This window comes from Desulfitobacterium elongatum, from assembly GCF_055378975.1.
Genome location: NZ_AP038772.1, coordinates 252,689 through 279,588, shown reverse-complemented (window position 1 = coordinate 279,588; position 26,900 = coordinate 252,689). Strand labels below are relative to the sequence as shown.

Annotated in this window: 14 protein-coding genes and 2 pseudogenes; 1 reads left to right on the top strand and 15 read right to left on the bottom strand. The window is 42.8% G+C overall.

Going from position 1 to position 26,900, the window contains the following annotated elements; all coding sequences use genetic code 11:
• Window positions 1-51 precede the first annotated feature (51 nt).
• Window positions 52-1,239, bottom strand: a complete 1,188-nt coding sequence (locus ACZ42W_RS01245; RefSeq protein ID WP_464167811.1) for a mandelate racemase/muconate lactonizing enzyme family protein — start codon at window positions 1,237-1,239, stop codon at window positions 52-54.
• Between the two features lie 556 nt (window positions 1,240-1,795).
• On the opposite strand from ACZ42W_RS01245, the gene ACZ42W_RS01240 reads away from it, so the two are divergent.
• Window positions 1,796-3,028, top strand: coding sequence for an IS110 family RNA-guided transposase (locus tag ACZ42W_RS01240; RefSeq protein WP_464166797.1), 1,233 nt, complete (start codon window positions 1,796-1,798; stop codon window positions 3,026-3,028).
• 233 nt (window positions 3,029-3,261) lie between these two features.
• Here ACZ42W_RS01240 and ACZ42W_RS01235 read toward each other — a convergent pair whose 3' ends face one another.
• The 14 genes and pseudogenes from ACZ42W_RS01235 to ACZ42W_RS01170 all read right to left on the bottom strand — a co-directional run bounded on the left by ACZ42W_RS01235 (window position 3,262) and on the right by ACZ42W_RS01170 (window position 26,877).
• The gene (locus ACZ42W_RS01235; protein ID WP_464167809.1) at window positions 3,262-4,584 is read right to left on the bottom strand and encodes an MFS transporter; all 1,323 of its coding nucleotides are present in this window, start codon (window positions 4,582-4,584) and stop codon (window positions 3,262-3,264) included.
• A 502-nt stretch (window positions 4,585-5,086) separates the two neighbouring features.
• Window positions 5,087-5,968 carry a dimethyl sulfoxide reductase anchor subunit family protein gene (locus tag ACZ42W_RS01230; protein WP_464167807.1) on the bottom strand — a complete coding sequence of 294 codons (882 nt, stop codon included), beginning with the start codon at window positions 5,966-5,968 and terminating at the stop codon, window positions 5,087-5,089.
• Between the two features lie 34 nt (window positions 5,969-6,002).
• Window positions 6,003-6,554, bottom strand: a complete 552-nt coding sequence (locus ACZ42W_RS01225; RefSeq protein WP_464167805.1) for a DMSO/selenate family reductase complex B subunit — start codon at window positions 6,552-6,554, stop codon at window positions 6,003-6,005.
• A 3-nt stretch (window positions 6,555-6,557) separates the two neighbouring features.
• Window positions 6,558-9,122 (bottom strand): molybdopterin-dependent oxidoreductase, encoded by a 2,565-nt coding sequence (locus ACZ42W_RS01220; protein WP_464167803.1) that lies wholly within the window; start codon window positions 9,120-9,122, stop codon window positions 6,558-6,560.
• Between the two features lie 21 nt (window positions 9,123-9,143).
• Window positions 9,144-9,737, bottom strand: coding sequence for a TorD/DmsD family molecular chaperone (locus ACZ42W_RS01215; RefSeq protein WP_464167801.1), 594 nt, complete (start codon window positions 9,735-9,737; stop codon window positions 9,144-9,146).
• 527 nt (window positions 9,738-10,264) lie between these two features.
• Entirely contained in the window at window positions 10,265-11,065 is an 801-nt protein-coding gene (locus ACZ42W_RS01210; protein WP_464167799.1) for a FadR/GntR family transcriptional regulator, read from the bottom strand.
• Window positions 11,066-11,721: 656 nt separating this feature from the next.
• Window positions 11,722-11,946 (bottom strand): annotated as a pseudogene (locus tag ACZ42W_RS01205) (IS1634 family transposase); the annotation flags it as partial.
• Between the two features lie 300 nt (window positions 11,947-12,246).
• A complete protein-coding gene (locus tag ACZ42W_RS01200) occupies window positions 12,247-14,073 on the bottom strand; it encodes an FAD-binding protein (RefSeq protein WP_464167797.1) in 1,827 nt (608 codons plus the stop codon).
• Between the two features lie 318 nt (window positions 14,074-14,391).
• Window positions 14,392-14,979 carry a TetR/AcrR family transcriptional regulator gene (locus tag ACZ42W_RS01195; protein ID WP_464167795.1) on the bottom strand — a complete coding sequence of 196 codons (588 nt, stop codon included), beginning with the start codon at window positions 14,977-14,979 and terminating at the stop codon, window positions 14,392-14,394.
• Between the two features lie 557 nt (window positions 14,980-15,536).
• Window positions 15,537-17,282, bottom strand: coding sequence for a GMC family oxidoreductase (locus ACZ42W_RS01190; protein ID WP_464167793.1), 1,746 nt, complete (start codon window positions 17,280-17,282; stop codon window positions 15,537-15,539).
• A gap of 552 nt (window positions 17,283-17,834) precedes the next feature.
• Window positions 17,835-19,277, bottom strand: a complete 1,443-nt coding sequence (locus ACZ42W_RS01185; RefSeq protein ID WP_464167791.1) for an IS4 family transposase — start codon at window positions 19,275-19,277, stop codon at window positions 17,835-17,837.
• 283 nt (window positions 19,278-19,560) lie between these two features.
• A complete protein-coding gene (locus ACZ42W_RS01180) occupies window positions 19,561-19,740 on the bottom strand; it encodes a transposase (RefSeq protein ID WP_464167790.1) in 180 nt (59 codons plus the stop codon).
• Window positions 19,741-20,081: 341 nt separating this feature from the next.
• A pseudogene (locus ACZ42W_RS01175) lies at window positions 20,082-20,428 on the bottom strand (transposase); the annotation flags it as partial.
• A gap of 194 nt (window positions 20,429-20,622) precedes the next feature.
• Window positions 20,623-26,877 carry a DUF7507 domain-containing protein gene (locus ACZ42W_RS01170; protein ID WP_464167789.1) on the bottom strand — a complete coding sequence of 2,085 codons (6,255 nt, stop codon included), beginning with the start codon at window positions 26,875-26,877 and terminating at the stop codon, window positions 20,623-20,625.
• Between the last annotated feature and the right edge of the window lie 23 nt (window positions 26,878-26,900).

The following is a 26,900-nucleotide window of genomic DNA, read 5'->3' as shown; positions in this document are numbered from 1 at the left end:
CTTCAAAGTACGGTAATTACTTTACTTAGACAACTGTCTAAGTCAGCTGCCTTATTTAAGAGTAACTATCTCTGCTTTCTTGAGAGCATCTTCTGAAAGTTCCTGACCAATACCTGGTAGATCAGGAGTTTCAAAATAACCGTTCTTCGGTTGATAGTCATATTTGCAAAGGGCGATATTTTCGGGCAACAATGCTGCTGCATGGTGCTCATGGATTAAGAAATTCGGGATAACTGCTTCAAGCTGCAGAGCTGCTGCTGTAGCAATCGGGCCACCGCAGATATGCATTTGGACGCCACAGTCATAGACATTTGCCATATCGCAGATTTTCTTACCTTCGGTGAGTCCGCCGCAGTTACCCAGATCCGGTTGAATGACATTCAAGGAGCGGTCTTCAAAGAAGGGTCTGTAACCCCATCTGCTGTAGATTCTTTCTCCACTGGCAATCGGAATTTTAACGTTTCTGTTTATTTGTTTCATGGACTCTGCGTTGAGGGGATGAACAGGCTCTTCATAGTAGAAACATCTGAATTGTTCGAGCTCTCTGCCAAGCTGGATTGCTGTATTGGTATCGGTTAAGGAGTGGAGCTCGATAATGATATCCATTTTTGGACCGCCAGCTTCACGAATGGCTGCTACCCGATCCACTGCAATCTTAAGCTGATCATACTGAAGGAGTCCATAGTTGCTCCATCCCATCCAGTTACCCTCGAGATCAAATCCAACAGGGTCAACCTTTATGCAGTCATAGCCTTCAGCCATAGCTTTCCTGGTTGCTTCGCCATATTCTTCAGGTTTTACTAAGGCTGCGCTCTTCGGACCCCAGTCAAATTGGATCTGACTGGCATAGGTCCGGAGCTTTTTATTGGTTTTTCCACCGAGCAATTGATATACTGGCACTCCCAAAGCCTTTCCTTTAATATCCCAGAGAGCGATATCAATGGCGCTTATCGCGGCAAATATTACAGTACCGCCACCCATTCCCCAGAAGGTCATTCTGAAGATTTTTTCCCAGATTTCTTCATTGTTCATGGGATCCATGCCAATGATCAATTTGCCAAAGTCGCGAGCCATGCCAAACTGAGCATGTTCTGCATTACCATAAGCAAGACCGATTTCACCGTATCCATAAATACCTTCGTCGGTATTGATTCTCACAACCGTTGGATTCCAAGGGGTTCCTTCTACAGCAGGTTTACCATTCGTCAATTTGATAACATCTACACTTGTGATTTTCATTCCTCTTACTCCTCGTATAATAATATTTGTTCCTAGCTCCTCGAGTCCTTTAGATTGGAACGGGGAGCTTTTAAATTGAACCCGTTTCAACTGGAAATTCCCTTAAGCAATAAGGTGCGCGCAGTATAACGCATACCCCATGCAGTCGTCGAAGGTGTGTGGGGCGTGCCGTTGTGGGAAAGCTCTTTTAACACTACCCCAAATTGCTTTTCCACATTAAGGCACACACGCATGCCTTACTTTAAGATTCTTAATCTCAGAAAAGTATTTAATTTTGCTGGCTTTACAGGCACAATGAAACCGTAAGGTTACATTCTGGGAAGGTATTTTACTCCTTGAGGCTTGACCTCTTGAAAAGTCTGACCCCCAGCCCACATCTTGAGCTTTTAACGCGAAGGTTGCGCAACTTGATGGTCCTCCTTTCGATAGTAGCAGGTCGTCTGGATCAAAGGTTCCTACAAGAAAGTGCTGATTCGGCGAGGTTGTTGAACGGTTGTGGTGCCTGGTGCCCAGCAGTAATTTTTACATACTTCCACTAGAAAGGGAGGTGATTTCTATGAGTTTATTTGTTGGCATTGATGTCAGTTCTAAAGATTTTAAAGTAAAAGTGATGAATGATCGGGGCGATGAAGTTTCCAAGCGTTTTCATGCTTCTAATGATCGTTTAGGTGTCGAATCTCTGGCTTCATACTTAGTTAATGCTTGTAAGACTAATTCCGAAGATCGCCTTGTTATTGGTATGGAGGCTACTTCTGTCTACAGCTGGCATATCCAGATGTTTTTGGCCGAAGAACCAAGCATCGCTCCCTTTAACCCACAAATCTATTCTTTTAATCCTAAAATCGTGAGCAAGTTTAAAGAATCCTATTTGGATTTGCCTAAGAACGATTGGGTTGATGCTTGGATTATTGCAGATCGTTTAAGATTTGGACGTCTTCCGGAGAATTGCCAAGTTGATTTTCGTTTCTTACCCCTTCAGAGATTAACCCGCTTTCGCTGTCACTTAGTAGAAACTATTACCCGGGAGAAAAATTACTTCTTAACGAACTTGTTTTTAAAATTTAGTACTTTAGCTCAAGGCGAGGTCTTTAGCAACACTTTTGGGGCTACTTCTGAATCCCTTATTCTTGAATTTTTCTCTCCTGAGGAAATTGCGGCTCGACCGCTTGATGAATTAATTGAGTTCCTCGTGGACAAAGGGAAAAGCAAGTTTAAGGATCCAGAAGGGACTGCTACTGCACTTAAGGAAGCAGCACGCAAAGCACATCGTCTTCGGGGTAATTTACTTCAACCCCTAAATCTGATTCTAGCGACAAGCTTCGAAACCATTAGAACGTTACAACTCCAACTCAAGAAAATTGATAAGGCAATTGAAGCTGAGCTTGAACATTTTCCTAACACCCTCACTTCTATTCCAGGTGTTGGTCCAGTCTTTACTGCTGGTATTATTGCTGAAATTGCTGATATTCGGCGCTTCCCTAATGAAGCTGCTTTAGCTAAATATGCAGGTCTAACTTGGAAAACTCATCAATCGGGTGATTTTACAGCCGATGACACCCCTTTAAGCAACTCTGGTAACCGCTACCTCCGGTCTTATTTTGTCCAAGCAGCTAATATGGTTCGGTTGAACGAGCCAGAGTACAAAGCTTTCTACTCTCGTAAATTCAATGAAAGTAAAACCCATCATCATCGCCGTGCTTTAGTGCTCACTGCACGTAAACTCGTACGTATGGTTGATGCTCTGCTACGCACTAACCAAATCTACCAGCCGAAAGGTAATTGGGGGTGAGAGCGATTCAATAGTCCAAAAGTCTAAATCCCATTTTTGTAACTTGTTTCCATATCGCTTTGGAAATGGGTAGATTTTTTATTGCCTTTTTTAGGACAACTGGCTACTAGAAAAGTTTGACCATATATTTTATGGTCTTGATATATTACCGAAGGACTTTTCCTGTACTCTTTTGAAAGAGTTTATTTAAGCAATCTTTTTGGAGTTTAATTAGCCACTAATTTAGGAATAAATTATTTAGCGAGTCCTTTAGCGGTTTTTGTGTTTTCTGCAGGTTCCTCATTTTTTTTGATCTTTAAGGTAATTACCAGTAAAAAAGCAATTGCGGCACATAAAATCTGAAACAAAAGTACACCAGTGGAACCAAGGGTAGAAGTTTTAATGTAACCAATAATAAGATTTCCGGCAAAGCCTGCGAAACTGGACAAGGAGTTGATGAGCGCCAAACCGATGGCCAGAGCTTCACCAGAGAGGTAGAGGGATGGTATAGCCCAGTAAGGACCATAGAACGCAAAGTTACCGATACCGGTCACTGCCAATGCGATAACTTTTACGGTAATGTTATCAGAGTAGGCAATTACAGAAAGTGCTAATACGAAAATTAACATTGGAATCGCGGTATGCCAAATTCTCTCATTCTTTTTATCGGAGCGTGGACCCCACCAGAGCATGAAAATCGCACCGGCAATTCCAGGCAGCATCATGAGCCAGCCTACTGTATTGTTACTGAAGGTGCTGGAAAACTCTTTAACAAGGGTTGGGGACCAGAAATTAAAGGTCTGAGTAGTAACTTGAATGAACATATAGATGAAACCTAAGCGCCAAATTGTAGGATATTTAAATACATCTCCAAGCTTGAAGTGTTCGGTTTCAGATTTATTTGTCATTTCACCGGCTAATTCACCCTTAACCCAAGCTTTTTCTTCCTGGTTAAGCCAAGCACAGTCTTCAGGACCATTTTTCAGGAATGCCCAAGTAATGACAGCACCGACTAAAGCAAGGAGACCTTCGATCATGAACACCCATCTCCAACCGGCATATCCAAACCAGTGGATATTTGTCATGATCTGAGTAGCAAACGGAGCTCCGATAGAAGAAGCGATAGGTGCAGCTAGGAAGAATATCGAAATGATGGATGCCCGATGTCTTTCAGGGTAAAAGAAGGTGAAATAGTACATCATGCCAGGGAAGAAACCAGCTTCCATAATCCCAAGTAAAACCCGGAGGATAGCAACATGGGTAAAGTTTTGGGCGAAGAACATTGCACAGGTTACGAGACCCCAAGTGAACATGATACGTCCCATCCATAGTCTGGCGCCTGTCCGGTGCATGAATATATTACTGGGGATTTCAAAGAAGAAATATCCGATAAAGAACATTGATGTCAAAGAACCGAAGGCTGCAGGGGAGATACTCAATGCTTTATTCATTTCAAGGGCAGCGAAACCAAGATTTCCTCTGTCAATAATGTTGATGATGTAGAGAAGTACACACAAGGGCATCAAGTGCAAAGTCATTTTGGATATTGCGCTTTTTTCAATAGCCGAAGCGTTCATAGATTAACCTCCCTTTAAATAATTTGTCGAATAATATAGAATTATAATATTCAATCCGCTTTTCTACCACCTCTTTTTTCTTTAACTTAAGTAGCAGGGTAATGTAATTTTTTTAATAATTAGGTCGGTTTGTCCCTCCTACTTAGTTTTGTCGATTTGTGCACATTGTACTTCGTACGTTGTTTGCTGTACGTTGTATGTTGTACGTTGTTCGCTAGCTTATGTAAATAATACACTAACCTTTCCCGTTTTGCAATATACTTTTATTCTTTTTCGAATATTTGACTTGTTGTATACAATTGGCAACTTTTGAAATAATGGTGCTACCTTTTTTGAGTTATCCCCTATTGAAATCGATCCAGTGCAGATAGGTTCTTCTGTTGAAGTTAAAACAACATCACCCAAATGGGTGATGTTGTTTACTATTTTACCTATTGTCTTATTTATTGGTAGGGCGATTTAGATTCAAATTGCGAATTCATAAGTTAAGTAGGCAACTCCGTTATTTCAAGCCTATCATAATCGAGACAGCCGTACCATAAAAAACATAGCGTGCCACGAATTCTCCTACAAACAGGAGTAGGAATCCAAGATAGATTTTTGACACAGGTAAAGTATTTACACTCTTCCCGGATTTACTAAAGCCAAGGTAAAGAAGAACTGCTCCAACGAGGGAAATAATTACCCCTAAGATGAGGGGTAACATGTAACTTCCAGACAAGAGCTGGGCAGACGTTTGTGCAGCCGATACACCCTTCTTCAAAGATGAGATGAAAACCGGAAGATAAAGCAGTGGTACAAGAACACTCACTCCGGCAGTTAGCGAAATATTTTTTAGAGAACCCGAAACCTCACCTGAAATTTGAGTTCCTTTGGCCCCATAAGCCATGAAGCTCAGTGCTCCAGCAGTTCCCATGGCAAAGGTTGCTCCATAAAAGGCCACAAAAGTATTTATATTCGCCCAAGCCGGACGAACCGAGTTCGTATAAATGCTAGCCATACTGTAAACTACGATTAATCCAACTAATGCGGTAACCCAAGCTAAGGCAGTTGCTGAGCTTCCCTTCTTCAAGGCGGAACGCGTGACTAACCACAGAACAAAGAAAGCTCCGGCGGTTAGGATTTCCCGGCTAAGCCAGGAAGACGCTAAATGATAGAGGGAACGATAAGCTCCTGTAGGAGTTCCAAGATGGAACAGGGAGCATACAAAGGCGAAAATCATGATCCACCCAACCTGTTTCATTCCGAACCCAGTTATTTTGTTCGCACTCTCGGTATTTTTTTGACTCAAGACTGTGCGAATAAGAAGTAATATTACAAAGCTTCCAACTGCCAATTGGCTAAATAACGTAAACATCATTAAAGGCCACTCTTCAGCAAACATTCTACCAGCCTCCTTTTCTTATTTTTTGTGCTATCTACTTCATAGCTTCCTTATGCGGTTTAATGGTTAGGGAAGGATGCGTAATCCCTGAATCTGGTAGTGATTTAATATCTGCGGTATTACCATATTTTTTACGCAATTCTTCGATATCACCAAATTCAAGAACTCTCATTTGACAAGCTGATACACAAGCAGGCTGTTCCCCTTTATCAATGAGATCCACACAGAAATTACACTTCCCAGCCTTCCCTTTGGCTTCAATATATTGGGGTGCTCCATAAGGGCAAGACCAAGTGCATAGCTTACAGCCAATACACTTCTCCACATCATGCATGACTATGCCATCTTTTTCCCTTTTGTACAGAGCACCTGTCGGACAGTTCTTAGCACATTTTGGTTCTGCACAGTGATTGCATCCTAACGAAAGATTATACACCCAAGGGTTAGGAAACTTCCCCCCCTCATATTGATGCACTTTCCGAAAAAATACTTCTACGTTCAAGTTGTTTTTATCCTTACAGGCGATTTGACAAGTTTTACACCCTGTGCAAGCCGCCATGTCATAGAAAAAGCCTAGTTGTGCCATTGCTTACACCTCCTTGAAAATGATTCTTTGGGGCCATTTGACATCAGGGTCAAGGGGTTTATTGTACTTCTCGACCTTAACATTACAAGAGTTATAGCCAGTATGACCCTGACCTGTAGGGATTGGACCATTTAAGATTCCGGTGCAGCCAGCCTTATCAACTCCCGCTTGCTCATCCATCTCAACCCATGCCCCTTCACCTAAGGCGACCGCCCCAGGCATAATGGTTTCTGTAACAAAAACAGGCCGGATTACGGAACCATGACGGCTGGTAATCTTTACGATATCATTATTCTTGATTCCTAATTGGGCAGCATCACTCGTATTCATCCTAAACTCTTGTGAGAAGGCTTCCCGTAACCAGGGCACATTGTCCAACGTGGAGTGGGAACGTCTAAAATAGTGAATCGTCATCAACTGGAAGGGATAACCGTCCTTTACTCCTTCTTCATATCCCTCACGCGGTGGTTCATACTTGGGGATCGGGGATTTTGAAGTAAAGCCTACATTGTCAATATGTTTTGCCAGAGCATCACAGTAGATTTCAAATTTACCGCTTGAAGTTGCTAATTTTTTTCCTACAGGATCAGCGAGATAGTCCTCAAAACTTGTGAATTCTAATTTATCACCGCGTGATCTCTGAACTTGGTAAATTCCTTTTTCCTTGAACTCTTTATAGGTTATACGGCCTGTCTGAGTTGTACCTTGGGCTCCTAGTTCTTTGATATCTTCTGCCGTCAGGGTTAACAATTTTTCATATCCGGAACCGTCAGGTTTAATTACGGTCGATCCTGCTAGCATATTATAAAGATATTGCTCTTCGGAAATCGGATTGATTGCCTTCGTCGGATCAATTCCTAATCGTTTAGCCAGCTCCGTGACAATCCACATATCGCTTTTTGCTTCATAAAGAGGCTTGATGACTTGTCGATGGTAAATAAGCATTTCACGGTTTCCAGTAAGTAAGCCCCCGAGCCTCTCCCATTGCGAGGTTACAGGCAAGACGACATCTGCATACTTGGAATCAGTGTGTAAAAACAAGTTTTGCGAAAGGATAAACTCAACCTTGTGATGGGCTTCGATTCCTTGTGTCGTAGCCGCTCTCTGGTTCAACGTTGCTCCAAACCAGTTCCAAATCATTTGGATATTAACGTCTTTCTGCTTTCCTTTGCTCACTGTGAACTTACCATTAAGAACTGCATTCCACATTTCACCGCTATTCATGCTGTTTGTTACAGGATTAGCGATTTTAGGCAGACCACTGGCACCCGGTTTAACCAAGTTCGGACCCGCATTCGTCGATGAATTGTGCATATTGGGACTGACGCCTGCACCAGGAATCCCCATATTTCCCGTCATTAAACCCAGTGTTATCATGGCATGGGGCAAATGTTCGCCATTATTGATTCGAGCAGGTGCCCCACCCGAAATGATGGCTGCAGGTTTTGTTGTAGCATATTCTTTTGCTAATTTTTTAATAAGGTCAGCGCTTACTCCGCAAATTTTTGAAGCCCATTCCGGTGTTTTGGGTGTTCCATCATACGTTCCTAACACATAATCTTTAAAGTTTTCCTTCGGGTCCGCTCCCTCAGGCATATGATCCGCATCAAAGCCAACGCAATAGGTATCCAGGAATTTTTGGTCGACCAAGTTATTCGTAAGAATATAGTGGGACATAGCTAAGATCAAGGTTGTATCGGTAGCAGGGCGAAGCGGAATCCACTCATCTGCCAGAACTCTAGCTGATTCTGAATAGATCGGATCAATAACTATAAACTTTGCTCCTGCTTTTTTGGCTTGTAAAAAGTTGTAGGCGGGAAGTCCTTGACTGGACTGGGCGGGATTGGCTCCCCAAAGGATAATCAATTTTGAATCCCGTAATCTGAACCGGTCATTTCCTGACATCGCTCCGGTATCCTGAATTCCTGTGACCTTTTGCCAAACGACAGGCCAGGATCCCCAGGAAACACTACCCCACCGTGTCGTACATCCGCCGTAGGCACTCAGAAGGCGTATCGGTTCCATATCTCCACCCGAACCACCAGGAGGCAAGAAAAAGGCTTCGTTACCATATTTTTCTTTAATCCTTTTAAGCTCAGAAGCAACAATATCCAGCGCTTCATCCCAGGAAATACGAACCCACTCGTCCTTACCCCGGAGCTCTTTTTTGCCGCCACCGGGTGCCCAGTTCTTACGCTTCATAGGATACTTCAGACGATCTGCACCCATGACCATTTTGCGATGAGAACGGCCACGTGCGCACCCTCTTTGTTGAGGATAATCCGGAGTATCCGGATGGGTATCATCCGTCTTCTGACGAACCACAACCCCATCAACGACAAGAGCCTTGTTAAGACAGCGTCCGCCGCAGTTATGCCAGCAGGCTGCCGTGATCCATTCTCCCTCTTTGCTAGCCAAAGCTGCGGTCATATCGGCATTCACTTTTTGCAAACCGCATCCGGGCAAAGTGACTGCAGCTGTTGCCCCTGCAACGACAGTTGCTGTTGCACCGAGAAAGGATCTTCTACTCATGGCGTAATCCCTTGCCTTCTCAATTAGATTTGCCACGTTTGTTCACCTCCAGTTAATTTAAGACACCTTGAAATCTATATCTAAAAGCTCTTCCAGAGCTTCAAGATCTATAGTGAGATAACCCTTGAGAATCTTGGCCATACCTGGATAAAAATCCAGCTCTGCACTGGCAAGGATTTTTTTCGTAAGCTCAGGAACCCATTTCAATAGATGCTCTATTAAAAAGGACTTTTGATCTTCTAAGACTTGCCTGATCTCTACATAATCCTCATTCTTTAGATTCACTAAACTCATTTCACTGAGTTGATACATGAAATCAAGCTCTAAGCCCAGATGATCATCTGCTTCTTGTTGAAAATACTTAGGGAGAAATTGATATTTCAAATACGCCTGCCTAACGAGGAGGGTTTGTTCTTGGAAAAGCAACCGATCCTTATGCAAGTAAGCAGATTCCCAGAGAGGAGCGGTTAATTTATCCGGTCCTATAAACATCCGTGTATAATCCCAATGCAAGGAATCGTACTCATTTTCACAACTTATGTCATGCTCTCTTAGGTAGTTTGCGACACGTTCTATACCTTCGCAAATCTCTTTGTCTTCTTCTATAAAGGGAAACGATTCAATAAATCCCTTCTGGTTAATGAAATGCAATAATTCCTTTGAGGGTTCTTGGAGAAAAACTCTCCTTAGCAGGTCATAAACGAAGATTCTTGTTTCTAATAAAGGTTGAATTTTCTCAAACTGATTTACACTGGTCAGATTGCATTGCCTCCTTTCTTACCCAAGAAAAACACATATTCTACGTTTATTTCTTTGAGTTATATGTGCTAAACTATTATCGGCTCTTAGCTTGATTGTTGTTGACCTATTTGCTCATCTGGTTGTATGATATTCGCTATGTGGAATTATACAACAACGAGTTCTTTAGTGCAATGAAAAATAAATTACAAATTTTACTTATATTTAAAGATGCAAGCTTTAAAATTATTCGATTGTTGTATTATTATTAAAAGGAGCACAACCTGTTTGAACAAGTTGTGCTCCTTTATTTTAAAGGATTCACTTTTAATTCGTACACACCATACCGATACCACAGTCCATCAAGCCCATAATATTCCTAAATCTTAAATAAGCTTGAGAGTGAAGAGAGGTAAAGCTTCAAGAATAACTGATGTTGGCTAACTTTTGTAGTCATCTCTAATTACATCAGGATCAATCATTTCCATATAAAGTTTCTTACACTTTTCAAAATCCTTATCCTTCATAGCTTTATAAATATCATCATGGTCAAATACTCTGAAATATTCGTCTACTAATCCTCCGCTTGAGATATATTTGTTATAATGTTTTTCCATAACCAAAAGGATATAGCGATGTATTGATTCCCGAGCTAAGTTAAAGCAGTTCAGATATAAAGAGTTATGGGACATCTTACAAATCTGACCATGAAAGTTTAAATCTGTGGTCACATACTCAACATAAAACTCTTTTTCAAAACTACCATCTCTGTAACTCTCGTTAAACTTTTGACTTATCTCTTTACATTCATCGGCTAGCCGTTTTAACTCAGCGAACTCTTCCTCGGTTCCCCTATCAATAGCTAATCTTACGCATTCAATTTCGACTAACTTTCGGAAATCTTTAATTTCACTCTCTTGCTCGGGTTGCATGGTGAACTCTGCCACTTCACTGATGTATTTACGAAAATTAAAGCTTAAGACATAGGTTCCTTCACCCACTCTGGTTTCCACGATGCCAAGAATGTTCAACTTCTGTAGGGCACCACGCACAGTTAAACGGTTTACTCCAAAAATCTCAGCAAGATCGTTTTCGGAAGGAAGCTTATCGCCCACATTCCATTTTTCCGATACGATGCCTTCCTTAATCGCTAGATAAACTTGTTCAGTAAGCGGAAGTCTTTTTAACTTCATTTTAGGGTCTGATACATTATCCGTAATTTTTTCGATGATCTTATCCATTATCCTTAACCTTACTTTCAATTCATTTTTAACGTTGTATAGTTAGCGAACACCGTATACCTACTTCTAGTATACCACATATATCTAATTAATAAAAAACGATTTCGGATCGTGTAGGTGTCAATTAATCATTGGCAATATTTTTTCCTGCAGTTTGATTATGATATTTATTAACACCACTCTTTTGGGATAGGGAACCACTCTGAGGTAAACTTGACTTGGGACCCCACGTCATATGTTTCAATGGGTCGAGGAATGGGGCTCATAAAGGTGTATTCCTTTGAGGTAATCCCATCCCTCTGATTAGAGTAGTATCTGCCGTCTACATATCAAACCTGCTTCAACTCGAGTTTGACACCTAGAAAGTTGTAATTATGAATTTCAAAGGTTTCAAAACTTTAAATTTGCGCGTACCACTACAATTCCCTATTTATGGGAACTGGTTTTACGCCTTCTGGACTCGCTCTGGAATCTTTGCCCCTACGGCTTTAAAGGCTATTGCAGCGGCTCCATGAACTTCAGTCCGGACTAAATGCTCTTAATCTTTTACCTTAAGTTTTACTCCCTGAACCTTTCTTAATGCGCGAATAACTTCGGTATAACCGTATTCGCTTTTGCTATGCAAAAGTTGCTTTTGAAATTTAATCTGCATCACGAGAAAAGAGATCTTCCGCTGCATCCACAATGGTAAGCTTATCGGAGAACTTCGCTAGAGAGCGAATCAGGTCGTCGAGTTTCCCATTTTGGAGATCCTCCTCTCTCCCCAAGTTGCAAAGGACTTTCTGACGAACCTTACCCTCTTCGCGACGGCTCTCACAGATTTGAAGGTAACGGCGTTCTGAGCCGTCCCGATTGTAGGCCGTTTTAATTCGCGCAAACATAGCAACACAATTATACCATTAAAATCTGGGTCGAGACAGTAATTATGTGGAAGTGTGCGGCACTACATTTCTATTATTGACGGATCATTTAACGAAACTTAAAGTTTAGAACTCGCATAGAAAGTCATAATTACAAATTGGAAGCAACAATTTTTTCGCTGCTGCTGTCAAACTCGAGGCTGAGATACGGTTAAAAATCTCCATCCTACTCTGTTAAATAGAAATGCCCTATATAGTAGACAGATCAGTCTACTATATAGGGCATTTCTTTGAATTCCAAAGTTTTTCTCAGTCAATGGTTCATTTCTTTAGTTGATCGATTGCCTTCTGAGCAGCAATACGCCCTGTGTAAATATCATTAGCAATTGATGAACCAGTAGAGGTATAAGTATCATCCAATAGATTACCTATCATTATTTCACCTGCAGCAAGTAGATTGGGGATAACAATACCTTGTGCATCAAGGACTTGACAATTTTCATTTACTTTAAGTCCGGTTATTGTGCCAATGGTGATAGGGGATATACGGAAAGCATAGAACGGTGCTTTTACTGCTGGAAGCATTTGTGCATTTTTAAGTTCAAATCCAGGATCGTTTCCTGCTTCTTTAGCCTTATTATATTCAGCAATTGTTGAAGTCAAATTTTTAATATCCATACCAAGTTTGCTACCAAGTTCTTCAATAGAATCGGCTTTTATACCAATTCCGTCAGTAACCGCTTTTTCTAGTAGCGCAACCGTCGTTTGATTTGAAGAATCGTGTATCGTATAAGCAAGCTTTTGAGGTTGCTCACTTATGGCTCGAGCAACTTTTGAGTAAAATCCTGCTTCGTTTGTAAAGCGTTTCCCATAAAGATTAATATAGAGAGCACCATTCGGAACAGAGGAAATATCAGCCGACTTTGTCTCCTCTTTAATGACTTTCATGACCCTTACGTTTCCAAGTACACCATTGCCAGTAAGCTGAGCACCTGCTTTTAATGCTATGTTTATGCCATCACCGGTACTCCCTACCCCTGAGATAGGATAAAAATCATCTGTTGTAGGAGTATACTTTTTGAGCATTTCGACATTACGATCAAACCCACCTGAAGCTAAAATAACTTTTTTTGCTTTAATGGTATAGGTTTCGGTGTTGCTCTCTACTACGACTCCGGCAACTTCTTTACCATTCATCACAAGTTCAGTTGCTTTCGATTCAAGACGTACATCTACACCATTTTTCTTAACCATTTTATCAAAGTTCTCTATGAGTCCCTTTCCACCGCCATTGACCTGTAAAACTTTCAGATTTGGATACTCTGGATTTGACACCCTAAATCCTTCAGTAGTATATGGCATACCAAGTTCTAATAGCTTATCTACAGTAGGACCAGATATATCAAGTACATTACTCAGTAATGGGTGATTTAAGTTGCCGTGAGAAATGGTTTCATAATGTTCCTCCATCCCTTTACGGTCAAGGCCTACTTTGTACTCTTTGTTAATTTTAGAATTAACAGACCACATAAGCGCAAGTGATCGAATTGAAGAGCCACCTGTAAATGGCATTTTTTCAAGCAGAATTACTTTGTCAACGCTTTGGGAAGCTTCTAAGGCAGCCATGTAACCAGCAGCACCAGCACCGACAACAACAACATTTGCTTCCTCACTGCGGCTTGGTTCTTTTTTTACAGCTTGCTGTGTACTCTTAACTTTATATTTCTCTACATCAACACCCGAAGCTACCAGAGCAGCTTCTACAGCACCCTTAATACCTTCACTTGAACGGGTTGCTCCCGATACTGTATCAATACTAACTGATTGGGTTTCTACAATCTTATTAGGAAGTGTTGCATATGCCTTATCACTTACTCCAGGTGTATCCTTATGGCTTAAAATTTTGACTGATTTAATAACTCCCTTATCAAGTACAATTTCTGCCTTAACTGGGCCACCTAAACCAGTCCCTTCACCAGTAAAAGTTCCAGATACGGCATTTTTTGATTCAGGTGAATTTGTGGTTTTTGTGCAACCAGAAGCGAGCAGCAATATGAACAGTGTAGTAACGATTGAAATTACTTTAAGAACCCTGCGGTTATTAAGCAAATAAATCCCTCCCTGTAAAGTTAGTACTTGTGTAGTCATGCACATATTTCTCCATACTATCACGGGCTACTACTCTTCGTGACAAAACCCTTGAAAATTAAAAGCCCAAATCCCCTCCTTTTTCCAGCAATAAAAAGTCGAAGAATTAAAATTTGATTTTTTTATAACTGATTTTAAATTCGGAACATGTTTCGTATTTATAATTTATAATATTCCTGCTTCATTGTCAATGAATTATCAATAATTTTGGTTAATAATAAAACGGTAGATAAGTTAAAATTCCCCCGCCTACTTATTTAATATAGTAAGCGGAGGAATCTCTAAGAAACGTGCTTTATCAAAAAAATAGTAAAAGTTTTACAAGAGATAAAATGCCTTTAAAATAATCTTCATTTCAGAAGTTACTGTAGATTTAAAATCAAACATTCCACTATTCTTACTCCAATCAAAACAATAGCCTTTTAGAATGATGGAAACAGTTCTTGCCATCTTAGCCGCTGATAAATCTTTTCTAAAAAAACTGTTATCTTGACCGTTTTGAAAAATGTCAATAAGTATTTGAGGTGGCGTTAAATCATAAGTAAGATATAACCCTCCTGGGTTGTTTAAATATAATTTGTTCACTGTACGTGCAAGATCGAACCCTTGCATTTGCCAATAGTCACAATATATCTCAACAAATCTTTCTAGTTGCATTCTGGCATCCGAAATTTCACGTAGTTTATCTGTTTCAGAACGGAAATAATAGTTTTGTTCTTTTATCTGTTCAAGTAGAAGTTCATCCTTACTATGGTATTTTCTATAAAATGATGCAATTGTCACATTTGCAATAGCACAAATATCCCGAATAGTTACATCTTCGTAACCTTTTTGAGAAATCAACATTCTTGCAGCATCCTTTATTCTAGCAATTTTCTCAGCATCATTTTGTGCTCGTTTACCCATAATTAGTAATCAATCCTTTTCTAATCACTATAGCCCCAAGTCTTCTGGTTTATTAATTTCAATATTTGATTTTATGCTTCGTTTCTTTATCTCCGTAAAATGCTATTTACAATGCTTTTATTAACTATACCACATCATCAGTAATAAGGTCATTCCCACCCAACCGCGGGAGCACCACCGAGCATCGACACAAGGAGACACAAGGAGACACAAGGAGACCCAAGGCTCTTTCTATTTCCATAAGCGTGAAGCTTGAAATAACTAACACTTTATGAACGCCCTCTTAATCGAAGAAATGGAAGATTCTGTAATACAACTATACGCGCAAAAGTGCGACCCCCAGGGGGCGAAAAACCGACGGATCCCTTGTCCTGGGAAACATAAAAGACAAAAAGAAAAAGGGGCTAAATGCCCCAAACCCAAACCCTTTTCGCAGAAGCTATAAATTTTTTGTTTTCTCGATGCAAAATTCCATTTATCTAATCTAATAAGGATAGAATTTTTGCGACCGACAGTTATAGCCACAATTCTAGCCTCTAACCCAATTCTGAGAGAGTTCACATCTGCAAAAAATCAGCTTGACTTAGCTTTTTCAAAATTTTATCGGTTACCACGCATGGCTTTGGATCTTTCTTAATAAATCGTACTGCATTCAGGCCGGTTATCTGCACAGGTAGGGTATTGTTTCCATCCTGTAAAACAGGGCAAATTGATAAATCGGCAACTTTAAGATTTTTGGTTCCAAAGACATTCAGATAACCATCAACAACTCCCTCCTGAATATTCCTTCCCATCCTGCACTGTCCACCAAAGTGGGCTGTATTACCATAAGAGGCCCTTACATAATTAGCAAGCTGTCTTCGTTTTTCTTGCTCATCTGTTAATTCGAATATACTTTCTGAAGGATATACAACTTTGTAAATACCTTGGGAATCAAGTTGACTAGCCCTTTTCATAATTTTATACACTTCAATATATTGGTCTATCATAAAATTCAAGTCATCAATATTAGCCAAAGGGTTAAGATCAAGAGACGGATAAGCCTCAGGGTCACTGTGTGCTACCATAATGGTACCTGTGCTTTTAGGGATAAGGTCATAAATACTAATGCTCATGACATTGCTGGGTTTATTGGGGTCAAAAGCCCAGTTGTTAGCAACTACTACTGGAGCAGGGACACTGGATGGTGTCACAGAACTATATAATTGGAGCCGTCGGCCTCCAGTTGGTCCTTCGCCTTTAAAAGCCCCTAACGGAAATGGCAGATCCGGGTCTGCATTTCTTAACGCCTGGAGGCGTGATGTTTCTACTTCTATTCCTATTCCGGCAATAAAATGTGTTACAAAATTGTAGCCAACATTTGGGCTCTCTACTAATGTTGATATGCCAGCTTTAGCTAAATCAGTAGATTTTCCTATTCCAGAACGCTGCAGAATGACAGAGGAAAAATTACCTGCTGATAAAATTACACCCTTTCTTGCATAAGCCTTCTGTGATACTCCGTCACGGACAAACCTAACACCAACTGCAATATTTTCCCCTTTTTTCTGGTAAAATATAATATTATCTACAGTAGTTTTCGCTAAAATTACCAAGTCCCTGCCATGAACTCCGTACTCATCAGGGTGAAATTCGTTACCTTGTGTTACAATTTCTTCATTTAAATATCCGGTTGCAGTAGAAGAACGAACAAACTTGCCATTTTCTTCTTTATTCAAAATCTGTGATTTGTAAAAAGTGCAATCTCTTACACCTGTATTATAGTCTTCAACAATAGGGATATTCAAAACATCTGATGTTGCTTTAGCCAAAACAGTTGTCAGGCCGTTCTTTGGAATCATTTGCTGTCTGACAAAAATCGGACCTTTTGTCCCACGCTCATCAGGATCTTGTGTGTTTCCTGTATAGGTTTCATTCTTTATAAATAAAGGCCTGAGACTGTCATAGCTCCATTGTTGGCCAAATTGTTTTCCTAGTTCATCATAATACTCTTTACTTCCGCGTACTGCGTACATTGCATTATGCTCAGAGCTTCCTCCAATTGTTCGGCCGCTTGATATTCTAAGTTGCCGATTGCCTATGACTGGCTGAAGTTTTGTAAGCATATTAAATGAAAGCTTATTATCAGCATTTAAGACACCGGATCCGGGGTTACTGCCGCTACTTTGCTCCTGCATCATATTCGTTCCTGCTTCAAGGACGAGTACACTAGTGCATCTGTCATCTGTTAATTCTTTTGCAATTATTCCTCCGGCAGTACCTGCACCAACAACGATATAATCATATATTTTTTTATCTGACATCTTATCATACCTTTCAATTGTATTAGGAGATTTATTACCCTAATACAATTTATGGTAATATGTAAAGCTTGGTTACATAATAATGCTAAACATTATGACCTTGTCTCGCTAAAATAGAAAACCTAAAACAAAAAATTCCCTTCAAACATTAATCCGAGGGAATATAACATACATCAATTTAAACTTAAAAAACTCTATACCCCTTACGTCAAGCTACTTCCGCTCTATCAACGCAACACACTCCACGTGCCTTGAGGATACAAAAAAGATGTATTATCAATCTGGTATGCCCTTGATGGTGGTGTACGAAACTTCCACTAATCTAAAATGCATTTTTCCAAGACAGGAAAATAGCTTTCTCATCAAAACCAAGTGGGCATTTAACTGGGTGAGAGACAAGTCTAGTTCAATGAAATTTATAACTTTTTTTTGTATTTTAATTTAGCTTCTCACCTGATTTACCTTATAACTTAAGTTTCGCACCCCGAAAGCTCGACTTACGTGGGACGAATATTTAAAATTCGACACTTTGTTTTTGCGGATTATTCCAACTCAGCATGCCTTTTCAATCCTTTTTAACTGATTTGTTAGAAAAGAATCCTCAAAAAGTTCTTTTATGTACTGATACTCACTGGAATTTTTAAATTCCAAAATGTCCACAAAACCATGCTCAGCCATCTCAGCGATGATCACTTGCAGTAACTCTTCAAATAAATCCCAGAGTCTTTGGGCCAAGTTTTTTTCGAGTAACTCGTCTTTAATCACATGAAATACCCCGCCTAATGACTCATACGCGTTTACTCGGCGAAAATAAGCCAGAAGGACGTAGAGAAGATAACAGGTTGACACATGGCCTATCTGGGCATCAAAATCTCTGGATTGACAAGACCCCAATTTCAGATGTTGCTTCGCTTCTTTGAAAAATACCTCAATGGTCCAGCGGATGGAATAGATCTCCATCATACTTAAAAAGGACAGCGATGTGTCTGTGGAAAGGAATAATCTCCATTCTTTTTGATAGGGGAAACGGCAAAAGTATAGTTTAACTTCGCCTATCCCTTCATAAGTCACCATAACCTCAAAATAGCGGGTATTCCGTTTACGACAGCGTTTTTCCTTCCTCTCTTTTTTCAATGTTTTGAGCAACTCCTGCGCATTCAACGATTTTTCATTATAGGTGTATTTCCGCCAGTCTTTCCGGACTCCACAGATGACATGCATGGATTGGTTGTCCAGTTTTCGAACGGTTTCAATAAATTCTTTACTGCTAAACCAGCTATCCACTAACACATACTTTGCTCTAAATCCCTTTTTAAGAGCACGTTTAAGCATATTCAAACCGTTTGTAATTTTGTCGATTTTGCACTCGCGAATCCGTTTGGCGCCACAAGATTTGGGATTTCGCTGCTTTTTAAACTGCTCTTTCCGGTGTCTTGCCTTTTTTAAGCGTTTTTCAGAGTGGAGGCTAAAGTCAAGGGGGATGGTGCTCTTTCCATCGAAAAAGCCAAGAGTCAAGTTTTTGAATCCTAATGTATTGCTTTTCCTACTCGTAACATGGTCGTGAACAATGGAGATTTGTTCGATTTTCTTTCCGGTTTTAGCCTCAGTTGTGTCGTCTAGGATAAAGGCTGAATTACTCGCCACTTCCTTGTTAGGATTCACCAATTGCTGGAACTGTTTGGCTACAGCAAGAAGCAACGATCTCCAAGGCATTCTTTCATCATTTTTAAGGCGGTAAATGGTATCCTTTTTCATTGCGGTAACCTTTTGGAATTCGCTCTTATACAAGGCGTTCACACTTTTCAGCAACATCAGGGGTAACACCATGATGAGCGTGATGACTTCCGAAGCACTATAGCCATCCTTTTTATTGAAGCCTACTTGGCAACAAAGTGTTTTGAACTTGAAAGTTTTCATCACATCGAATATGATGTTGTTAATTGAATAGCCATGTGTATTAAGAACGTTTTCAATTTCTTTGACAGGTTTCCGCATGATAACACCTCGTTTGGTAGTTTTTTGTCGTCAACAAAATTATACCAAAACCCAGTGTTCATGCGGAATTTTTATGTCTTTACCCCTATTTTTAGGGGTGCGAAACTTTAGTTATAAATGAATAGAGATGTATTTTTTACCAATCTGACGCCTGTCCGTTATTTTTATACAGACTCAGTATATTGACAACAACTTTGTATTTTAGGTAGAAATTGTTGAACGACCCCCATCTAATTTTAGTTCGTCGCTAGCATGAACAGTCTGAACATGCCATGGATCTTTCTTAAAGTAAAACATGAAGAAAGTAGAAAAGAACCCTGAGCCAATGCTCCATGTTTATGACAATGAATTTTAGCATAATTACACTCTCAGCCGCCACTTTCAAGCGTGCGATGATTCGAACTAGACCATACTTTCGCTTGCCTACTCCAAATCCACCTGCCACTTGGTTACGTTCACTCATATCCTAGACTTTAAGTTGTTCTTTTTTCTTGGTTTCACCAACTTTTGACCGTCTCTTAATGCTGGACCACTCAGGCGGATTCCATTTTTCCTGCAGTATACTCGGTTTTAGCGATTCCGAAAGATTTGATCCGCTTAAACCGCTTCAGGATAGTAGCCAAAGTGTATCTGGTAGTCTTTTCTCCAAATTCAGTAGATGCTTTGGCTTTTCCCCTTACAATTGTACGAATATAAGGTTGGCTGAATGGTTTTCGACGTATCCTCGGAACTGCCATATGAGAAACAGGCGGCTCTCAAAGATCTTGAGAATCTTTTGGTTCGTCCTTTTCGCTGTTCATGCCACCGCTTTCGAAATTGAACCATGAGCGTTAGGTCAAAGCGAGGTTTATCATCTTGATATCGTTCTAAGCCAATAAAGAACTGGAAAATGGGTTTTACATAATTTGCTCAACGGTCTCTCGATCTGAAAACCCACATTTTTCTTTGATGATGAGATCTCCCAGAGCCATGCGAAGAGGTTTGGCTTCGGTTCCTGTACTTAAAGAAAAAATCTTAGCATAGGTTTTCTCAATCTCTTCCCCGGAGATAAACTTAGATAACTTAACCCAACGGTTCTCAGTATTTAGGTTCCCTTTAAAGGGCAAAACAAAGTCTTCTATTTTTATTTGACCACTTGGTTGACGGTACATGGTCATCGTCATATTGTAACGTTTTTTGTCGTATTTCATTATTTCCTTAAATTGGGATTAGGCGTGAAGAACCTTGAAATCTTATTACTCCTAAATCTTTGGGTCTATTCTGTAAGACTTAGGTAAATACTATACTTTTTTCAAAGGCCCAACTTTTTAACATGTGTAGTTGGGCCTTTTCAGAGAGCATAACACTAGCTCATACAAGTAGCTGTGTCCAATTGAGGTGGAAAGAAATCATTTGGAAACGGTGTGAGAGTGGGATCCGTAAAAATCAGACATGAATTTTGATCATCAGGCACAAACTCTTCACATGGGGACGGTTCAGGGCAGAATCCAAACGCCGGTATAAGGAGTTGCACTATCCCGGTTATTTTGGTAATGATAAAACTACCAATCGCAAGTTCGACACTAGCATCTGAGAAGGTTGGATTCGTCAGGAGCTGAGTTCGTGTTTCAACAAGTAAACTTAATTCCAGCTCTGAGCGGCTTGGCGGAAGGTAAACTACTATATCCTTCTGAATGTCTGGCAAGTCTCCACTTAATTGGACGGATTCATTAAGGGCGTTTTTCAATACCAACACATAAGGAATTCGTACTGTAAATTGGGCCCTTGAGAAATTGGGACGGGAAGGAATCGGGGTGAAGATAGGACTGCCGACGATAACTCCATTTCCGAACTCTATACTCAAGAAGGTGAAGGGACCTCCTGTGGTAGGGAGCTCAACCGTAAAGGTCGGGAAACATTCCCGTTGTTGACACGAGAAGTATACTTTCTGAGCAACGATACAAACTGACTCCATAATTTCATTAACGTTTGTTTGAACAGGATTGCTTGTCGCACTACCTTGAACGGGAGGCCCGCTGGGATCTATCCGATAATTGAAGGTAACCTGAGCCTGATTAATGATGCTGAAGGGTGCTAATCCTGAAGCAATCTGTACTTCAAAACTTACTATCACAGAACTTCCAGGCGAAATGCTGCCTAAGTTAAAGCCAATAGCTGGATTCAGACTAGGCTGTACTAAGCCGCCAAAGGTCACACTTCCGGGAACAAAGTCAGTACCTGCCGGCGGCGCATCTGTAAAGAACACATCATTGCTGGTAATATTTCCTGTATTCGTTACAACCATGGTATAGGTCAGGATATCTCCTAGCGTTGCAGAAGCCTTATCCACGCTCTTGACCACGTTGACCAAGGCAACATTTACCTGGGTTGTAACCGGGTTGCTTACCGCTGTAGCACTAATCGGTGGCTCACCAAACTGATAGTTGACCATTGCATCATTCGTGATCAAAGGAGGGACCGGGAGTGAGGCTATCGTCACCTGATAAGCGACTGTCACCACTCCGCCGGGAGGAACCACATCATTGGGCGGACTGGCTGGGATGCTAAATCCTGCCGCAGGATTTAGCCCTGCTTGGGGCACTCCATTGATCGTGACCGTTCCTGGGATAAATGCTGTGCCCACTGGCGGTACATCCTGGAAGAACACATTGCTGGCCGGCACATTCCCCTGATTGGTGATCACGGAGGTATAGGTCAGGGTATCCCCTACGGTGGCAAACGCCTTATCCACGCTTTCTACTATCACTAGCTCCCCTGCATTCACCTGAGTTGTGACCTGATTACTTACGGCTGTGACAATAATCGGCGGCTCACCGAACCGATAGTTAACCGAGAAATTATTCGTGATCTGCGCGGGGACCGGAAGTGTGGCTATCGTCACCTGAAAGGTTACGGTCAGCACTCCGCCGGGAGGAATCACATCATTGGGAGGACTGGCTGGGATACTAAATCCTACCGTAGGATTTAGTCCTGGTTGAGGTACTCCATTGATTGTGACCGTTCCCGGGCTAAAGACAGTGCCTACCGGAGGTGCATCCCGGAAAAATACATTATTGGCCTCTGCATTCCCCTGATTAGTGACCACTGAAGTATAGGTCAGGGTATCTCCTACAATTGCAACCGCCTTATCCACGCTTTTGACAACCCCCAGCTCTCCTAACAGGACCTCGGTGGTGACTGGATTGCCGGTTGCTGTGCCATTTAACGGCGGCAAATTCGGATCAATCTGATATTGGTAGTCGATGGTTGACGTATTTGTTAACACCGGAAGTGCCGGTGGCACCGGTACTACGGTTACCGTGACCTGAAAGGTTACCGTGGCCATTGCTCCGGCGGCAATATCTCCGATTGAGAATCCCGGAGGAATTGGGTTGGCCAAGGGCCGTGAGATGCCGTTAACTGTGACACTGCCCGGGACAAAGCTTGTTCCGACCGGCGGGGTGTCCGTAAAGATCACATTCGACAAGGGGATGTTGCCGGTATTAGTAATTACGGTTGTATAAGTCAGGATATCTCCGGTAATGGCCGTAAGCTTATCGACGCTCTTGACCACATTGACCGAGGCTGCATTCACCTGAGTTGTGACCGTGTTGCTTACCGCCGAAACGATAACCGGCGGCTCACCGAACTGATAGTCTATCAAGGCATTATTCCTGATCTGCGGCGGTACCGTAAGTGCAGATATCGTCACCTGAAAGGTTACCGTCACCACTCCGCCGGGAGGAAGGACATCATTGGGAGGACTGGCTGGGATACTAAATCCTACCGTGGGATTTAGTCCTGCCTGAGGTACTCCATTGATCGTGACCGTTCCCGGGATAAAGACAGCGCCTGCCGAAGGGACATCCAAGAAGAATATATTACTGGCTTCAACATTGCCCTGATTCGTGATAACTATGGTATAGGTCAAGGTATCTCCTAGCGTGGCAAACGCCTGATCCACGCTTTTGACGATCCCCAGTTCCCCTGCGATAACCTCGGTTACGGCGGGATTGCTGGTGACTGTGCCATTTAACGGCGGTAAATTCGGATCAATCTGATACTGGTAGTCGATGGTTGACGTATTGCTTAACACGGGAAGCGTCGGCGGCACCGGTACTACGGTTACCGTGACCTGAAAGGTTACCGTAGCTGTTGCCCCTGCGGGAATATTGCCTATTATGAATCCCGGAGGAATGGGGTTGGCCGGGAGTTGTGGAACACCATTAACGGTGACACTGCCGGGGACAAAGCTGGTGCCGGCCGGCGGGGTGTCTGTGAAGATGACATTTAACAAGGGGACGTTGCCGGTATTGCTGATCACCGTTGTATACGTCAGAATATCTCCTGTGATAGCCGTAGCCTTATCCACGCTCTTGACCACGTTGACCAGGGCAACATTTACCTGGGTTGTGACCGGGTTGCTTGCCGCTGAAACAATAACCGGCGGCGTACCGAACTGGTAGTTTACCAAGGAATTATTGGTGATCTGCGGGGGGACGGGGAGTGACGATATCGTCACCTGAAAGGTTACGGTCACCACGCCTCCGGGGGGAAGGACATCATTGGGAGGATTCGCCGGAATACTAAAGCCCAGCGTAGGATTTAGTCCCGCTTGGGGTACTCCATTGATCGTGACGGTTCCCGGGATAAACGCAGTGCCCACCGGAGGTGCATCCAGGAAAAATATATTACTGGCCTCCACATTCCCCTGATTGGTGATCACTGAGGTATAGGTCAGGGTATATCCTACCGTGGCAAACGCCTGATCCACGCTTTTGACAATCCCCAGTTCTCCCAGGATAACTCTGGTTGAGACTGGATTACTGGTCATTGTGCCATTTAACGGCGGTAAATTCGGATCGATCTGGTACTGATAGTCGATGATTGACGTATTCGTTAACACCGGAAGTACCGGTGGGACGGGCATAACGGTTACCGTGACTTGAAAAGTTACCGTGACAGCCCCTCCTACGGGAATATCTCCGATTGAGAATCCCGGAGGAATCGGGTTCACCAAGGGCTGGGAGACACCGTTAACCGTAACACTGCCTGGGACAAAGCTGGTGCCAACCGGCGGGGTATCTGTGAAGATGACATTCAACAAGGGGATGTTGCCGGTATTGCTGATCAACGTTGTATACGTCAGGATGTCTCCTGTAATGGCTGTGAGCCTATCGACACTCTTGACCACGTCGACCGAGGCTGCATTGACCTGGGTTGTGACCGTGTTGCTTGCCGCCGTGACGATAACCGGCGGCTCACCAAACTGGTACTCTACCAAGGCATTATTCCTGATCTGCGGAGGAACCGGGAGTGAGGCTATCGTCACCTGAAAGGTTACCGTCACCACGCCTCCGGGGGGAAGGACATCATTGGGAGGAGCCGCCGGGATACTAAAGCCCAGCGTAGGATTTAGTCCTGCTTGGGGCACTCCATTAATTGTGACCGATCCCGGGCTAAAGACAGCGCCTGCCGAAGGGACATCCAAGAAAAATATATTACTGGCTTCAACATTGCCCTGATTAGTAATAACTATGGTATAGGTCAAGGTATCTCCTACCATGGCAAAGGCCTGATCCACGCTTTTGACGACCCCCAGTTCCCCTGCGATAACCTCGGTTACGGCGGGATTGCTGGTGGCTGTGCCATTTAACGGCGGTAAATTCGGATCGATTTGATACTGGTAGTCGATGGTTGACGTATTGCTTAACACGGGAAGTGCCGGCGGCACCGGTACAACGGTTACGAGAACTTGGAAGGTTACCGTGGCTGTTGCTCCGACGGCAATATCTCCGATCGAGAATCCCGGAGGAATGGGATTGGCCAAGGGCTGGGAGACACCGTTAACTGTGACACTGCCGGTGACAAAGCTGGTGCCCGCCGGTGGAGTGTCCGTGAAGATGACATTCAACAAAGGGATGTTGCCGCTATTGCCGATCACCGTTGTATAGGTCAGGATATCGCCGGTGATAGCCGTAGCTTTATCCACACTCTTGATCACGTTGACCTGCTCGGCATTCACTTGAGTCGTGACCGGATTGCTTTCCGCTGTGACGATAACCGGCGGATCGCCGAACTGATACTCAACCAAGGAATTATTCGTAATTTGCGGAGGAACCGGCAGGGCGGCTATCGTCACCTGAAAGGCTACGGTCACCACGCCTCCGGGAGGCAGGACATCGTTGGGAGGGGCAGCCGGAATACTAAATCCAACCGTAGGATTCAGTCCCGCTTGAGGCACTCCATTGATTGTGACAGTTCCCGGGCTAAAGGCAGTGCCCACTGGAGGGACATCGATGAAGAATATATTACTGGCCTCGACATTGCCTTGATTGGTGATCACCGAAGTATAGGTCAGGGTATCTCCCACAGTGGCAAATGCCTGATCCACACTTTTGACGACCTCAAGCTCCCCAACGATACCCTCTGTAACAAGTGTTACAACCGGATTGCTGGTATTTGTGCCGTTTAACGGCGGTAAATTCGGATCAATCTGATACTGGTAGTCGATGGTTGACGTATTCGTTAACACAGGAAATACCGGCGGGGTTGGTACAACGGTTACCGTGACTTGAAAGGTTACTGTGGCTGTTGCTCCTGCGGGAATATTGCCTATTATGAATCCCGGAGGAATCGGGTTCGCCAAGAGTTGCGGGATACCGTTAACGGTTACACTGCCGGAAACAAAGCTGGTGCCCACCGGCGGGGTATCCGTGAAAATCACATTCAGCAGAGGAATATTGCCGGTATTGCTGATTACCGTTGTATAGGTCAGGGTATCTCCAGTGATGGCCGTGGCCTGATCCACGCTCTTTACCACAGTGACAGAGGCTGTATTCACTTGGGTTGTGACCGGATTGCTTAGCGCTGTAACGATAATAGGCGACACACCGAACTGATAATTTACTATGGAATCATTGGTTAACAGGGGCGGCACCGGCAGGGCAGATATCGTGACCTGAAAGGCTACCGTCACCACTCCGCCGGGAGGAAGGACATCATTGGGAGGAGCCGCCGGGATACTAAAGCCTAGCGTGGGATCTAGTCCTGCTTGGGGTACTCCATTAATTGTAACGCTTCCCGGGATAAAAGCAGTGCCCACCGGAACGACATCGAGAAAGAAGATATTACCGGCCTCCACATTCCCCTGATTGGTGATCACTGAGGTATAGGTCAGGGTATCCCCAACCGTGGCAAAGGCCTGATCTACGCTTTTGACCACCGTAAGCTCCCCTAGGATGACCTCGGTTACCACCGGATTGCTGGTCATTGTGCCATTTAACGGCGGTAAGTTCGGATCGATCTGATACTGATAGTCGATGGTTGACGTATTGGTTAACACAGGAATTGCCGGTGGCACGGGTACAACGGTTACCAGAACCTGAAACGTTACCGTCGCTGTTGCTCCCGCAGGAATATCTCCGATTGAAAATCCCGGAGGAATGGGGCTGTCCAAGGGCTGTGAGACACCATTAACGGTTACACTGCCGGAAACAAAGCTCGTGCCCACCGGCGGGGTATCCGTGAAGATGACATTTAACAAGGGGACGTTGCCGTTATTGCTGATCACCGTCGTATAAGTCAGGATTTCTCCGGTGATGGCCGTGACCTTATCCACGCTCTTGACCACGTTGACCAGAG

What these genes read in the sequence shown, in the direction of transcription:
- ACZ42W_RS01225 (WP_464167805.1), bottom strand. Translation starts at nt 6,554, where the DNA reads ATGGCACAACTAGGCTTTTTCTATGACATGGCGGCTTGCACAGGGTGT.
- ACZ42W_RS01200 (WP_464167797.1), bottom strand. Translation starts at nt 14,073, where the DNA reads ATGACTACACAAGTACTAACTTTACAGGGAGGGATTTATTTGCTTAAT.
- ACZ42W_RS01235 (WP_464167809.1), bottom strand. Translation starts at nt 4,584, where the DNA reads ATGAACGCTTCGGCTATTGAAAAAAGCGCAATATCCAAAATGACTTTG.
- ACZ42W_RS01245 (WP_464167811.1), bottom strand. Translation starts at nt 1,239, where the DNA reads ATGAAAATCACAAGTGTAGATGTTATCAAATTGACGAATGGTAAACCT.
- ACZ42W_RS01230 (WP_464167807.1), bottom strand. Translation starts at nt 5,968, where the DNA reads ATGTTTGCTGAAGAGTGGCCTTTAATGATGTTTACGTTATTTAGCCAA.
- ACZ42W_RS01185 (WP_464167791.1), bottom strand. Translation starts at nt 19,277, where the DNA reads ATGCGGAAACCTGTCAAAGAAATTGAAAACGTTCTTAATACACATGGC.
- ACZ42W_RS01210 (WP_464167799.1), bottom strand. Translation starts at nt 11,065, where the DNA reads ATGGATAAGATCATCGAAAAAATTACGGATAATGTATCAGACCCTAAA.
- ACZ42W_RS01240 (WP_464166797.1), top strand. Translation starts at nt 1,796, where the DNA reads ATGAGTTTATTTGTTGGCATTGATGTCAGTTCTAAAGATTTTAAAGTA.
- ACZ42W_RS01190 (WP_464167793.1), bottom strand. Translation starts at nt 17,282, where the DNA reads ATGTCAGATAAAAAAATATATGATTATATCGTTGTTGGTGCAGGTACT.
- ACZ42W_RS01195 (WP_464167795.1), bottom strand. Translation starts at nt 14,979, where the DNA reads ATGGGTAAACGAGCACAAAATGATGCTGAGAAAATTGCTAGAATAAAG.
- ACZ42W_RS01180 (WP_464167790.1), bottom strand. Translation starts at nt 19,740, where the DNA reads ATGAGTGAACGTAACCAAGTGGCAGGTGGATTTGGAGTAGGCAAGCGA.